12 protein-coding genes are annotated in these 12,350 nt (G+C 71.1%); 7 read left to right on the top strand and 5 right to left on the bottom strand.

The window, feature by feature from the left end; genetic code table 11:
- Positions 1-24: 24 nt before the first annotated feature.
- Complete coding sequence (locus ACFHPP_RS13460) at positions 25-489, top strand: DoxX family protein (protein WP_437163763.1); 465 nt, start codon at positions 25-27, stop codon at positions 487-489.
- 5 nt (positions 490-494) lie between these two features.
- A complete protein-coding gene (locus ACFHPP_RS13455) occupies positions 495-1,637 on the top strand; it encodes an OpgC family protein (protein WP_437163762.1) in 1,143 nt (380 codons plus the stop codon).
- Here ACFHPP_RS13455 and ACFHPP_RS13450 read toward each other — a convergent pair.
- From ACFHPP_RS13450 to ACFHPP_RS13440, 3 genes are read right to left on the bottom strand one after another with little or no spacing between them, the layout of a single operon-like run.
- Positions 1,607-3,376, bottom strand: coding sequence for an adenine deaminase (locus tag ACFHPP_RS13450; RefSeq protein ID WP_437163761.1), 1,770 nt, complete (start codon positions 3,374-3,376; stop codon positions 1,607-1,609). The genes ACFHPP_RS13455 and ACFHPP_RS13450 overlap by 31 nt on opposite strands.
- 21 nt (positions 3,377-3,397) lie before the next feature.
- Complete coding sequence (locus ACFHPP_RS13445) at positions 3,398-4,399, bottom strand: Bug family tripartite tricarboxylate transporter substrate binding protein (protein WP_437163760.1); 1,002 nt, start codon at positions 4,397-4,399, stop codon at positions 3,398-3,400.
- Positions 4,396-5,328: a LysR family transcriptional regulator gene (locus ACFHPP_RS13440; protein WP_437163759.1), complete on the bottom strand. Its 933-nt coding sequence runs from the start codon at positions 5,326-5,328 to the stop codon at positions 4,396-4,398. The genes ACFHPP_RS13445 and ACFHPP_RS13440 overlap by 4 nt, the downstream gene beginning before the upstream one ends.
- 111 nt (positions 5,329-5,439) lie before the next feature.
- Here ACFHPP_RS13440 and ACFHPP_RS13435 point away from each other — a divergent pair, with 111 nt between their 5' ends.
- On the top strand, positions 5,440-6,393 hold the full coding sequence (locus ACFHPP_RS13435; RefSeq protein ID WP_437163758.1) for a TAXI family TRAP transporter solute-binding subunit: 954 nt from the start codon (positions 5,440-5,442) through the stop codon (positions 6,391-6,393).
- On the opposite strand, the gene ACFHPP_RS13430 is transcribed toward ACFHPP_RS13435, so the two are convergent.
- Positions 6,394-7,164 carry a DUF3891 family protein gene (locus ACFHPP_RS13430; RefSeq protein WP_437163757.1) on the bottom strand — a complete coding sequence of 257 codons (771 nt, stop codon included), beginning with the start codon at positions 7,162-7,164 and terminating at the stop codon, positions 6,394-6,396.
- A 137-nt stretch (positions 7,165-7,301) separates the two neighbouring features.
- Between ACFHPP_RS13430 and ACFHPP_RS13425 the strand changes: the two genes are divergently transcribed.
- From ACFHPP_RS13425 to ACFHPP_RS13410, 4 genes are all read left to right on the top strand, one after another.
- Positions 7,302-8,450 carry a Re/Si-specific NAD(P)(+) transhydrogenase subunit alpha gene (locus ACFHPP_RS13425; RefSeq protein WP_437163756.1) on the top strand — a complete coding sequence of 383 codons (1,149 nt, stop codon included), beginning with the start codon at positions 7,302-7,304 and terminating at the stop codon, positions 8,448-8,450.
- A 12-nt stretch (positions 8,451-8,462) separates the two neighbouring features.
- Entirely contained in the window at positions 8,463-8,858 is a 396-nt protein-coding gene (locus ACFHPP_RS13420) for an NAD(P) transhydrogenase subunit alpha (protein ID WP_430667542.1), read from the top strand.
- A 3-nt stretch (positions 8,859-8,861) separates the two neighbouring features.
- On the top strand, positions 8,862-10,271 hold the full coding sequence (locus ACFHPP_RS13415) for an NAD(P)(+) transhydrogenase (Re/Si-specific) subunit beta (RefSeq protein ID WP_437163755.1): 1,410 nt from the start codon (positions 8,862-8,864) through the stop codon (positions 10,269-10,271).
- 86 nt (positions 10,272-10,357) lie between these two features.
- Positions 10,358-10,945: a hypothetical protein gene (locus tag ACFHPP_RS13410; RefSeq protein ID WP_437163754.1), complete on the top strand. Its 588-nt coding sequence runs from the start codon at positions 10,358-10,360 to the stop codon at positions 10,943-10,945.
- An 8-nt stretch (positions 10,946-10,953) separates the two neighbouring features.
- Here the strand turns inward: ACFHPP_RS13410 and ACFHPP_RS13405 are convergent, their stop codons facing one another.
- Positions 10,954-12,243, bottom strand: a complete 1,290-nt coding sequence (locus ACFHPP_RS13405) for an aspartate aminotransferase family protein (protein WP_437163753.1) — start codon at positions 12,241-12,243, stop codon at positions 10,954-10,956.
- Positions 12,244-12,350 lie beyond the last annotated feature (107 nt).

The following is a 12,350-nucleotide window of genomic DNA, read 5'->3' as shown; positions in this document are numbered from 1 at the left end:
ATCGATCCACCGGAGCTTCACGCCATGATGACCCTCTCGCCGGGCACAGACCGCATCCTGAAGCTCCTGGCCTGGCCGGCGGCGATCTGGATTGCCTATGAGCTGACCTGGTACCAGCAGTTCAAGCTGACCGGGAACGAGGGCTCGGTCTACCTCTTCACCATCCTGTCCGACTGGCTCGGCACGCCGGGTGGCGAGAAGCCGTTCCGGCTGTTCGTCGCCATCCTGGAGATCTTCTGCGCGGTGCTGGTGCTGATCCCGCGCACGCGGATGTGGGGTGCGGCGCTGTCGCTCGGCACCATGTCCGGCGCGATCTTCTTCCACGTCGTGAGCCCCTTGGGCATCGACCCCTACGGCGATGGCGGCGGCCTGTTCAAGGAGGCGGTGTTCACCTGGTTCATGGCGCTGTTCGTGCTGTTCGCCCACCGGGCGGAGGCCCTGGCCGTGATCGCGGCGCTGCGGGCCCGCTTCCTGCCGCAGGCGGCCTGACGCCGATGGCGGCGGAGCAGGCCGTGCCGGTGGCGCTCAAGCGCCCGCCGCGCGATGTGCGGATGGATGTGCTGCGCGGCTGGATGCAGGTCTCCATCTTCATCAGCCATGCCTACACCGTGCTGTTCTTCTGGGGCATCCACGCGGCCTGGGGCATCTCGGACAGTTCGGAGCAGTTCGTGCTGCTGTCCGGCCTGGCGCTGGGCTCCGTCTTCACGCTGAAGCGGGCGCGGGACGGGTTTGCCTCCGCGGCCGGCGACCTGCTGGGGCGCGTCCGGCGGCTGTACCTGACGCATCTGGTGGTCTTCGTGCTGTTCGCGGCCATGGTCTTCTGGGTGCAGATGCGGGTGCCGCTGCCGGGGCTGGTGCAGGACACCGGCTGGGCCTGGCTGGCGCAGGACCCGCTGCGGGCGGTGCCGGCGACGCTGGCGCTGCTGTACCAGCCGACCTTCATGGACATCCTGCCGCTGTTCGTGTTCTGCATGCTGCTGCTGGCGCCGTTCCTGTGGCTGCTGGACCGCTTCGGCGACCGGGCGCTGCTGGCGCCGATCGGCCTTTATGCCGCGACCCAAATCTTCGGCCTGGCGCCGCCGGGCCTGGGCGGCACCTACATCACCTTCGACCCCTTTGCCTGGCAGCTTCTGTTCCTGCTCGGGGCCTGGGTCGGTCGCCGCGCCCTGCTCGGCGGGCCGCCGCTGCCGCGGCACCCGGCGCTGTTCGCGCTGGCCACGGCGGTGCTGGTCGTGGGGCTCTGGGTGAAGGCGGGGCATCATGGCTGGATCGCCGCGCCGTCGGCGTTGATGGAAACGCTGGCGGACAAGGGCACGCTCGGCCCGCTGCGGCTGGCGCATGCGCTGGTGCTGGCCTGGCTGGTGGCGGTGCTGGTGCCGCGCGATGCGCCCTGGATGCACGGGCTGGTGCCGCGCGTGCTGGCGACCATCGGCCAGCACAGCCTGCATGTGTTCTGCCTCGGCCTGTTCCTGAGCTGGGGCGTGTCGCTCGCCTTCGAGCTGTTCCCGGCGCGGGCCTGGTGGCTGGAGCTGGTGCTGGTCCCGGCCGGCGTGCTGCTGCTGGCGGCCTTCGCCTTCTGGCTCGACTGGCGCCGCGTGCCGGCGCGTCACGCCATCAGCGGTTCCGCCGGGTCGTAGACCTCCCCGGTGGTGCCATCGGTCAGGCCGAGGTCGGTCAAATGCGGTCCGGCATTGCAGGCGAGGGAGATGCCGGTGATGCCGCGGAACACGCGGTAGGGCGGCAGCCAGTCGCACACCGCATCGGCCGCCTGCCGCAGCCGCGCGAAGTTGGCGGCGGTCTCGGCCGGAGGTGTCTGGGCCAGCAGACCCGCGATGGGCAACGGCAGCAGCGCCGTCACCACGCCGCCGGCGGCCACCGCCATGCCGCCGCCCGCACCGATGACGGCGTTGGCGGCCGCCGCCATGTCCTCGGCCGTGCCGCCGAGGACCAGCAGGTTGTGGCTGTCATGCGCGACGGTGGTGGCGATGGCGCCGCGCATCTCGCCCCAGCCATCGGTCAGGCAGGTCTGCGGCAGGGCGGGCGCGCGGCCGTGGCGGTGGATGAGGGTCAGCACCGCATGGCCGGGCGGCGGCGTCGCGATGCCGCCGCGCACCTCGACCTCGATCTCGCCCCAGGACACGAAGCGCGCGCCGAGGATGCGCCGCAGCCGGGCCGCGCCATCCCGCACGCCGCGCACCCGCAGGCGGAAGGCGTCCGGCGATTGCGGCGGCAGCTTCGTCGTATCGGTCGGTGCATCCGTGCGGCGTGGCGGCGGCACCAGCAGCGCGCCCGCTTCGGCCACCAGCTCCCCACCCACCAGCACGCGGTCCACCCGCACCGCGGCAAGGTCCGACAGAACCACGAGATCCGCCCGCCGCCCGGGCGCCACCAGCCCGAGGTCGTCCCGCTTCAGCCGCATCGCGGCGTGCAGCGTTGCCAGCCGGATGGCGGCGATGGGTGACAGGCCTCGGGCGACAACTCGGAAAATGGTGTCGCGCAGGCCGCCCTTGGCCACCAACTCGTCCGGGAAGACGTCGTCGGTCGCCAGCACCAGGTTGGGCGGCAGCAGCGGCAGAGTGGCCAGCGCGGCAATCGCGCCGGGCAGCACCTGGTCGTGGCTGCCGCGCAACTCCACCGTCAGCCCGGCGCGCAGCTTCTGGAGGAAATCCGCTGTGCCGGTGATCTCGTGGTCGGAGGTCACACCGGCCGCGGCATAGGCCTGCAGATCCGCATCCAGCAGGCCGCGCGCATGGCCGTTGACGGTCTTGCCGGCGGCCAGGCCGGCGCCGACGATGCCCTGCATGTGCGGCGTGCCGCGCAGCACGCCGGGCATGTCCATCACCTCCGCGACGCCCACCACCTCCGGCCAGGACAGCATCTCCGCCATCTCGGCCGCGCCGATCTCGGCGCCCGCCAGTTCCAGCCCGGGGGCGGAGGGTACGCAGGAGGGCGCGGCGACCAGCGTGCGCAGCGGCAGGTGGCGGGAGGCCTCGACCGCCCAGCGCACGCCGCGCAGGCCCAGTACATTGGCCAGCTCATGCGGGTCCCAGACGCAGGTGGTGGTGCCGGCGGGGACGACGACGCTGGCATAGTCGGCCGGCGTCATCAGGCTGCTTTCGTAGTGCAGGTGGCTGTCGATGAAGCCGGGCGCGATCCAGCGCCCGGCCACGTCCAGCACCCGGTCCGCATCCGCCCGCGCGCCGGGCGCGTGAACGGAGGCGATCAGGGGGCCGACGATCCCGATATCCGCGGCGCGCAAATCTCCCGTCGCCACATCCACCACGGTGCCGCCGGCCAGCAGCAGGTCGAAGCGCACCGCGCCGCGCGCCGCCTGGACGGCGCGGGCGCGGGTGGCGGGGTCGACGGGGTCGTTCATGCGCGGCGGTTCTCCGGGCCGTCAGTCGAGCGTGGCGCCGGAGGCCTCGACCAGGGCCTTCCAGAACTGCTCCTGCTGCTGCAGGTACTGACCATAGGCGGCCGGGCTGTCATCGGCGACGGGGGTGAAGCCCAGCGGCTCCATCCGCGCCTTGAAATCATCCGACCGCACCACCCGCACCAGCGCCTCATGCAGGCGCCCCACGATGGGGGCGGGGGTGCCGGCGGGGGCGTTGACCGCGTACCAGGACTGCATGTCGATGCCCTGGTTCGGCAGCAGCTCGCCCATCCCCGGCACGTCCCGCAGTTCCGGCACGTAGGTGACGCGGTCGGCGGAGCCCACGGCCAGCGCCCGGAATCGGCCTTCGCGGACATGCGGCATCAGGGCGGGGATCACGTCGAACATCATGTCGATGGTGCCGGACAGCAGGTCCGCGATGGCGGGGCCGCCGCCGCGATAGGGCACATGGGTGATGTCGATGCCCGCCGCCGCATTCACCTTGGTCAGCGTCAGGTGGCTGACGGTGCCGGTGCCGGAGGAGCCCATGGTGATGCGACCCGGCGCCTGCTTCGCCGCGGCGACCAGGTCCGCGAAGCTGCGCCAGGGCCGCTGCGCATTGACCACCAGCAGCACCGTACCCGTCGTGACCCGCGTCACCGGCGTGAGGTCCTTCAACGGGTCGAAGGGCATGGAGCGGCGGAACAGGAACTTGTTGGCGGCCAGGATGGTCGCGGTGCCGAGCAGCAGCGTGTAGCCGTCCGGCTGCGCCTTCGCCACCGCATCGCCGCCGATGTTGCCGCCGGCGCCGCCGCGATTGTCGATGGTGATGGGCTGGCCGAGGATCGGCTGCAGCCGTTCCGCCAGCAGGCGGCCGGTGATGTCCACGGCGCCGCCGGGCGGGAAGGGGACCACCAGGCGGATGGGGCGGCTGGGCCAGTTGCCCTGCGCGAGCGCGGGCGCGGCCAGCGGCAGCGCGGCGGCGGCGCCGAGCAGGGTTCGGCGGGTGGGTCCGGGTCGGGTCATGGCAGCGTATCCTTTTTGGGGTTGGGGTCGGGCAGCGCCTGCTTCAGCCAGGCGGAGAGAAGGTCCACGGTGGCCCGCGGCGGGGAGGCCCGCGGTACCACCAGCGCGATCTCCATCGCCAGCCCCGGCAGGAAGGGGCGGAAGCTGAGGCCGGGGTAGAACGCGCGAAGCGGGAACGCGTTGAGGATGCCGATCCCGACGCCGCGCAGCACCATCTCCGCCGCGAAGACCGCGGTGGCGCATTCCATGGCGATGGCCGGCACCAGCCCGGCATCCCGGAACGCCTGGTCCACCCGCGCCCGCAGTGCGAAGCGCCGGGGCAGGGCGACCAGCGGCAGACCGGCCAGGTCCGCCGCGCCCAGCGCCGGGCGCGCCGCCAGGGAATGATCACGTGGCAGCACCACATGCGCCTCGCCGCGATGCAGGATTGCGGCGGAAAGGCTGGCATGCGGGGCGAAGCCGTCGAGCAACCCGCACTGCGCCGTGCCATCCGCCACCGCGTTCAGCACCGCGGAGGAGGCGGCGATCTCGACCTGTACCCGCAGTTCCGGATGCGCCCGCAGCATCGGCGGCAGGACCCGGTGCAGCCAGCACTGGGCCATGGTGGTGGTGGTGATCAGGTGCAGGCTGCGATCGGCCTCCGCCGGGCCGGCCTGGCCGACCAGGCGCTTCAGCTTGCCGATGGCGCGCTGCGCCTCCGCGCTGAGGTCGGCGGCTTCGGCGGTCGGCACCAGCAGCCCGGCTTCGCGCCGGAACATCGCCCGGCCGAGCCGCGCCTCCAGCCCCGCCAGGGCGCGGGACACGGCCGGCTGCGAGATGCCGAGCGCGCGGGACGCCGCGGCGGTGGTGCGGTGCGCGAGGACGGCCGACAGCACCTCGAACTCCCGCAGGCTGGGCAAATCGGGTGTGTCGGGGTCGGCCTCGGACAATCCCGCCTCATCCTATGCGCGTGGGTTATTGATACAAGTTCATGCTATAATGTCTTTGACAGGGCTGGCAAGCCGGGACAGGCTGCTGCGAGACCAGAAGGAACGCCCGCCATGCGCCGCCGCAGCCTGATGCTCGCCACCCCCGCCTTGCTCGCCGTCCCGAGGGCGCGCGCCCAGGCGGCGGCCTTGCCCTTCTACACGGCCGGCCCCGGCAGCGCCTTCCTGCCCTATGGCGAGGCGGTCGCGCGCTTCGCGGCCACGAAGGGCGTGATGCTGGAGGTGCGGCGCTCGGCCGGCAGCCTGGAGAATCTGCGGCGGGTGGAGGATGAGCCGGGCGCCATCGCCACCGCCTTCCTGGGTAGCGTGGTGGATGCCTTGCAGGGCACGCCGGCCGCCGGCGGGCGCAGGCACCGCGCGGTGCGGGCGCTGTTCCCGATGTACGAGACCGGCTTCATGGCCGCCGCCCCGCGCGCCCGTGGCCTGACCCGCTTCGCCGATCTGGCGGGGAAGAAGGTCGGCTGCGGCCCCGCCCGTGGCCCGGCCGAGACCTTCTTCCGCGCCGCCGCCGAAGTCGCCGGCATCTCCGCCGAGATCGTCTCCGGCGACAGCGCGCCGCTGGCGGAGGCGACGCTGCGCGGCGAGATCGACGCGCTGTGGCAGGGCGCGGTGCTGCCGATTCCGGCGCTGGTGATGGTCGCCAACGGCACGGACAGCGTGATTATCGGGCCGGGGGAGGAGGTCTCGCGCGGCGTCGTCGCGCGCCTGCCGCATCTGGCGCCGCTGACGGTCGCCGCCGGCACCTATCGCGGGCAGGACGCGCCAGTGATGTCCTTCGCCGCCTGGAACTTCGTCATCGCCAATGCGGCGCTGCCGGAGGAGGTGGCCTATGCCGTGACCCGCGCCGTGCTGTCCGCCGGCGATCCGCGGCAGGAGATCTCGGCCGCCGCCGCCGGTACGCTGGCGGCGAATGCCGGCACCAACCGGGTGCTGGCCTTCCACCCGGGCGCCATCCGTGCGCTGCGGGAGGCCGGGGCGACGGTGCCGGAGATCGCGCCGCCGGCCTGATCAGCCCGGCACAAGGCGCGCCGCCACGGCCTGTTGCGGCGCCGCGGCCAGGTCGGCGCGCATCCGCGCCTCATCGGTCCAGCGCGTGCCGGCGGCGAAGTGGCGGGCGTGCCAGTGCAGCGTCACCTCCGGCAGGCGGAACGGCCAGGGCGCGATGGCGAGCACGCCGTCCGACTCGGACAGCGCCAGCTTCACGCGGCTGCCATCCGCCATCGGCGCGGTGCCGACCCCGCCGATGGTCTGCACGCCGCCGCAGACCGCGAGGCTCAGCGCATCCGTCACCGCCACCAGCGCGGAGGCCGCCTCGACCTGCGCGGGTTCTGCGCCGAGCCGGGCCGCGAGGTCCTGCTGCACCACCGCCTGTTCGGCCAGGTAGCGCTCCGCCGCCTCGGCGTCGGCGCGGTCGAGCTGGTGGCGGTCGGCGTAGCTGCCATAGATCAGGCTGCCATGCCGGCTGACCAGCAGCGCGACCCAGGGGCCCCACGCAACCAGGGCGCGCTGGACACCCTCCGCCCACATCGGCGCATGGCGGCTGGCGCCGACGGCGCGGAACATGTGCGGCAGGCCGGTGGCGGCATCCAGCGTCGGCGCGGCCTCCCAGCTCATCCAGGCGACATCGTGCTGGGCGCAGGCGGTGGCGACATCCTCGAAGGGCTCGACGGGCGCGAAGCCTGGCGCGCCCCAGGCGCGGGCCATCTGGCCGGAGACCAGGGCGTGCATCGGCTGGCTGATCGCCAGGAAGGAACCATCCGCCGCTTCGCGCAACAACATCTGCCGTGACTCGTCTGCCGTTGGAAGGCGGTAGCATACCGCGCCGGAACGTGGCGTCCTTGCAAGACTTGCGGGGCACCGGCATATGGCTGCGACTTTGACCTAACGAATTGTCCAGGGCCGAGGGGGTGGTATTGATGCGCGTTGCGGTATTGCGCGAACGTCGCGGAGGCGAGACGCGGGTGGCCGCGACGCCCGAGACGGCGAAGAAACTGATCGCTCTCGGCTGCACCGTTTCGGTGGAGACCGGGGCCGGCCTCGCCTCCGGATTCCCGGACAGCCAGTATGCCGAGGCCGGGGCCGAGGTTGCGCCGGATGCCGGCACGGCGCTGGCCAGTGCCGGGCTGGTGCTGAAGGTGCGCGCGCCGCTCGGCACCGGGGAGGGTGAGGTCGACGAACTCGCCATGATCCCGCGCGGCGCCATCCTGATCGGCACGCTGGGTGCCGACCGCGCCATGGCGGACACCTACGCGCAGCTCGGCATCGAGGCGTGCTCGATGGAATTGCTGCCGCGCATCACCCGCGCGCAGTCGATGGACGTGCTGTCCTCCCAGGCCAATCTCGCGGGCTACCGCGCGGTGGTGGAGGCCGCGACGGCGTTCGACCGCGGCTTCCCGATGCTGATGACCGCGGCCGGCACCATCCCGGCGGCGAATGTCTTCGTGATGGGCGCGGGCGTTGCCGGGTTGCAGGCCATCGCGACGGCGCGGCGCCTCGGCGGGCGGGTCTCCGCCACCGATGTCCGGCCGGCGGCGAAGGAGGAGATCAAGTCCCTCGGCGCCAGCTTCGTCGGCCACGAGGACGAGGAGAGCAAGTCGGCGCAGACCGCCGGCGGCTACGCCAAGCAGCTGTCCGCCGAGTTCTACGCCAAGCAGGCCGAGGTGGTCGCAACCCACATCGCCAAGCAGGACATCGTCGTCTGCACCGCGCTGGTGCAGGGCCGCCGCGCGCCGATCCTGGTGAACGAGGCGATGGTCGCTTCCATGAAGCCGGGCAGCATCATCGTGGACCTTGCCGCGGACGCCGGCGGCAACTGCGCCGCGACGGTGCCGGGTGAGATGACGACGACCGCCAACGGCGTGAAGATCCTGGGCTACCGCAACTGGCCCGGGCGGATTTCCGGTGCGTCCTCCGCGCTGTACGCGCGCAACCTGCTGACCTTCCTGACCACCTTCTGGGACAAGGAGGCCAAGAAGCCGGTGCTGAACCCGGAGGACGACATCATCAAGGGCGTCACGCTGACCCGCGCCGGCGCCGTGGTCCACGCATCGCTCCCGGCCGCCTGAGGAGATCCTGGCATGACACCCAATCAGATCGCCAACGAGGCGGCCTCGATCTCGGACCGCGCCGCGCTGCTCGCCGAGCATGCGCGGCAACTGGCGGAGACCGCGGCGCCGGTCGCCGCGGCGGCGGAGCCCTTCCTGCTGCTGCTGACCATCTTCCTGATGGCCTGCTTCGTCGGCTACTACGTGGTGTGGAACGTGACCCCGGCGCTGCACTCGCCGCTGATGGGCGTCACCAACGCCATCTCCTCCGTCATCGTCGTCGGCGCCATCCTGGCGACCGGCCTGGCCGAGAGCGTCGCCGCGCAGATCTTCGGCTTCATCGCCGTGACGCTCGCCTCGGTGAACATCTTCGGCGGCTTCCTGGTGACCCGGCGCATGTTGTCCATGTTCAAGAAGAAGGGCGGCTGAGCCATGGGACAGACCCTCTCGACCCTGGCGTATCTCGTCGCCTCGGTCCTGTTCATCATGGCGCTGCGGGGGCTTTCGAACCCCGAGACCAGCCGCCAGGGCAACCTGTACGGCATGATCGGCATGGGCATCGCGATCATCGCGACCCTGCTGCGGCCGGGCATGGGCGCGGGCGGAATCGTGCTGGTGCTGGCGGGCCTCGCCATCGGCGGCACCATCGGCACGCTGCTGGCGCAGCGCATCCAGATGACCTCGCTGCCGCAGCTTGTCGCGGCCTTCCACAGCCTGGTCGGCATGGCGGCGGTGTTCGTGGCGGCGGCGGCCTTCTACTCGCCGGAAAGCTTCGGCATCGGCACCGTGGGCAACATCAAGGGCGCCTCGCTGGTCGAGATGTCGCTCGGCCTCGCGATCGGCGCCATCACCTTCTCCGGCTCGGTCATCGCCTTCGCCAAGCTGGACGGGCGCATGTCCGGCGCGCCGATCATCTTCAAGGGCCAGCACATGCTGAACGCGGCGCTGGGAGCGCTGCTGCTGGTGCTGGTGATCGCCTTCGTCGTCACCGGCTCCCCGGCGTTGTTCTGGCTGATCGCGCTGCTGTCCTTCGCGCTCGGCTTCCTGCTGATCATCCCGATCGGCGGCGCGGACATGCCCGTGGTGGTGTCCATGCTGAACAGCTATTCCGGCTGGGCGGCGGCGGGCATCGGCTTCACCATCGGCAACCTGCTGCTGATCGTCACCGGCGCGCTGGTCGGCGCCTCGGGCGCCATCCTGTCCTACATCATGTGCAAGGGCATGAACCGCAGCATCATCAACGTGCTGCTGGGCGGCTTCGGCAGTGACTCGGGTGCGGCGGCCGGCCCCGGTGCGGGCAATGCGGACCGCGCGCCCGTGAAGGCCGGCAGCCCGGAGGATGCGGCCTACATCATGAAGAACGCCCAGAAGATCATCATCGTGCCGGGCTACGGCATGGCGGTGGCGCAGGCGCAGCAGGTGGTGCGGGAAATGGCCGACCTGCTGAAGAAGGAAGGCGCCGAGATTTCCTACGCCATCCACCCAGTCGCCGGCCGCATGCCCGGCCACATGAACGTGCTGCTGGCCGAGGCCAACGTGCCCTACGACGAGGTGCATGAGCTGGAGGAGATCAACGCCGAATTCGCCGAAGCCGACGTCGCCTACGTCATCGGCGCCAACGACGTGACGAACCCGGCGGCGAAGACGGACAAGACCAGCGCCATCTACGGCATGCCGATCCTGGACGTGGAGCGCGCCAAGACCGTGTTCTTCGTCAAGCGCGGCATGGCCAGCGGCTATGCCGGCGTGGACAACGAGCTGTTCTTCCGCCCGAACACCATGATGCTGTTCGGCGATGCCAAGAAGGTGACGCAGCAGATCGTCCAGAGCCTGCAGAAGTAGCCGCCCGGCCCGTTTCGCGCCGCGCCGGCACTGGCGCGGCGGCATCCTAGGTTGATAGGATGTTGCGGGATGGGAAGGTAAGTTTAATGATCAACGAGACATTGAGCCTGGTGGATTTCGGCAGGCTGCCTGCCTCCCACCAGAGCGCCTTCTGCGTCCCCTCCGTGCGCGTCGAGACGCTGCCGAAGGACTTCATGCTGTTCAAGCTGACGGCAGGGAAGGCACAGGCGACCCAATGGGGCATCACCCCGTGGTGGTCCCCGGTGAAGCCCTTCAAGGAAGACTATGAGGGCGCGCTCGGCCGCTACCAGCAGGCCAAGCTCAACGGCATCGACATGAGCGCGATGGTGCGGTTCATGTCCGCCGTCTGCGTCGACTGGAACGACCTGGACAATTTCGTGCAGGTCCGCCTGAAGTCGGACTGCAAGGCGTTTTGGGGCCTGTTCGCGCCGCAGAAGAAGTTCGACGCCACGCCCACCACCGCCTCCGGCCGCACCGCCGCGCGGGCGAAGGAAATCCAGGTGAGCGGCGGCGCGCAACTGCCGCCGGACCTCGGCGTGCTGGAGGCCTGGCAGCTCTATGTGCCGAACCTCAAGGAATCGGACATCAGCCGCAGCGGGGTGATCCCGGCGCATGACATGCACGCGCTGGCGCTGCATTTCGGCGTCGCCTGAGGCTTCGGTCAGGGCAACGTCCGGGGCAGCGTCGCCATCGCCTCGGCGAAAGCCCCCAGCGTCTGGTCCACGTCGCGCGGCTCATGCGCGGTGGAGACGTAGTATTTGCTGTCGCCCTTCAGGATGCCGCCCGCGCGCAGCACGCGGTTCACATGCGCCTGCACCGCGCGGTCGGCGCGTAGCGTGGCGCGGTAGTCCCGGATCGGACCATCGGCGAAGACCACGTCGAACAGCGGCGGCTCGCCCACCACCTGCGCCGGCAGGCCGGCCGCGGCGATACGCTCCGACATGCCCTGCATCAGCGCGCGGCCGGTGGCGAAGGCGGTCTCGTAGGTGCCGGGGCGGCGCAGGATCTCCAGGGTCTTGAGGCCCGCGACGGCCGCGATCGGGTTGCCCGACAGGGTGCCGACCTGCATCAGCACGCGGTCCTCGCCCACCAGCGCCTTGTCGAACAGCGACAGGATCTCGGCACGCCCGGCGATGGCCGCCAGCGGGAAGCCGCCGCCGACGATTTTTCCCAATGTGCAGAGGTCGGGTGTGACGCCGTAGTAGGATTGCGCGCCGCCATAGGCGAAGCGGAAGCCGGTGACGACCTCGTCGAAGATCAGCACCAGGCCGTGCTTCGTGCATAGGTCGCGCAGGCCTTGCAGGAAGCCCGGGGCGGGCGGGATCAGCCGTTGCAGCGGCTCGACGATGACGCCGGCGAGGTCCTCGGCATGGGCCTCCACCAGTCGCGTCACCGCATCCAGGTCGTTGAAGGGCGCCACCAGCACGTCATCCGCCACGGATCTCGGGATGCCCGGCGAATCGGGCACGGCCTGCGGGAAGTTCGCCAGATGGCGTGGCGCCAGGCTCATCAGCCCGTGGTCGCTCATGCCATGGTAGCCGCCTTCGAACTTCAGGATCTTGTCGCGGCCGCGAAAGGCGCGGGCGAGGCGCATGGCGTAGAGGTCCGCCTCGGTGCCCGAGCCGACGTAGCGGAGTTGCTCCGCGCAGGGCAGCGCGTCCACGATCGCCTCGGCGAGGGCGATGCCGTGTTCGTTGTTGGCGAAGAAGGTGGTGCCGCGGACGAGCTGCTCCTGCACCGCCGCGATGACTTCGGGGTGGCCGTGGCCCAGGAACATGGGGCCGGAGCCGAGCAGGAAATCCACGTATTCGCGGCCGGCCTGATCCCAGACCCGGCCGCCGCGCCCCTCCCGCAGGATGATCTCGGCGGGGAAGTTGCCGAAGCTGCCGGCGGGCAGCACGCGCCGCGCGCGGGCGATCAGCGCCTGTTCCGCATCCATGCCGTCCATCATGCCGCTCCTCAGACTCGGGCCAGTAGACCGGGTTCCGATGGGTGCGTGAAGACGGCACGAAGCCGCGGGATGCGGAGTTTCCTCCGCGCCGTGGTGATTCGGCTTGT

It is taken from the genome of Falsiroseomonas sp. E2-1-a20, from assembly GCF_051433195.1.
GTDB lineage: Bacteria > Pseudomonadota > Alphaproteobacteria > Acetobacterales > Acetobacteraceae > Falsiroseomonas.
This window is presented reverse-complemented; position numbering and strand designations above follow the sequence as displayed.

Bases quoted from the DNA above. Each gene is read 5' to 3' on its own strand.
- ACFHPP_RS13460 (WP_437163763.1), top strand. From the start codon at position 25: ATGATGACCCTCTCGCCGGGCACAGACCGCATCCTGAAGCTCCTGGCC.
- ACFHPP_RS13455 (WP_437163762.1), top strand. From the start codon at position 495: ATGGCGGCGGAGCAGGCCGTGCCGGTGGCGCTCAAGCGCCCGCCGCGC.
- ACFHPP_RS13450 (WP_437163761.1), bottom strand. From the start codon at position 3,376: ATGAACGACCCCGTCGACCCCGCCACCCGCGCCCGCGCCGTCCAGGCG.
- ACFHPP_RS13445 (WP_437163760.1), bottom strand. From the start codon at position 4,399: ATGACCCGACCCGGACCCACCCGCCGAACCCTGCTCGGCGCCGCCGCC.
- ACFHPP_RS13435 (WP_437163758.1), top strand. From the start codon at position 5,440: ATGCGCCGCCGCAGCCTGATGCTCGCCACCCCCGCCTTGCTCGCCGTC.
- ACFHPP_RS13430 (WP_437163757.1), bottom strand. From the start codon at position 7,164: ATGTTGTTGCGCGAAGCGGCGGATGGTTCCTTCCTGGCGATCAGCCAG.
- ACFHPP_RS13425 (WP_437163756.1), top strand. From the start codon at position 7,302: ATGCGCGTTGCGGTATTGCGCGAACGTCGCGGAGGCGAGACGCGGGTG.
- ACFHPP_RS13420 (WP_430667542.1), top strand. From the start codon at position 8,463: ATGACACCCAATCAGATCGCCAACGAGGCGGCCTCGATCTCGGACCGC.
- ACFHPP_RS13415 (WP_437163755.1), top strand. From the start codon at position 8,862: ATGGGACAGACCCTCTCGACCCTGGCGTATCTCGTCGCCTCGGTCCTG.
- ACFHPP_RS13410 (WP_437163754.1), top strand. From the start codon at position 10,358: ATGATCAACGAGACATTGAGCCTGGTGGATTTCGGCAGGCTGCCTGCC.
- ACFHPP_RS13405 (WP_437163753.1), bottom strand. From the start codon at position 12,243: ATGATGGACGGCATGGATGCGGAACAGGCGCTGATCGCCCGCGCGCGG.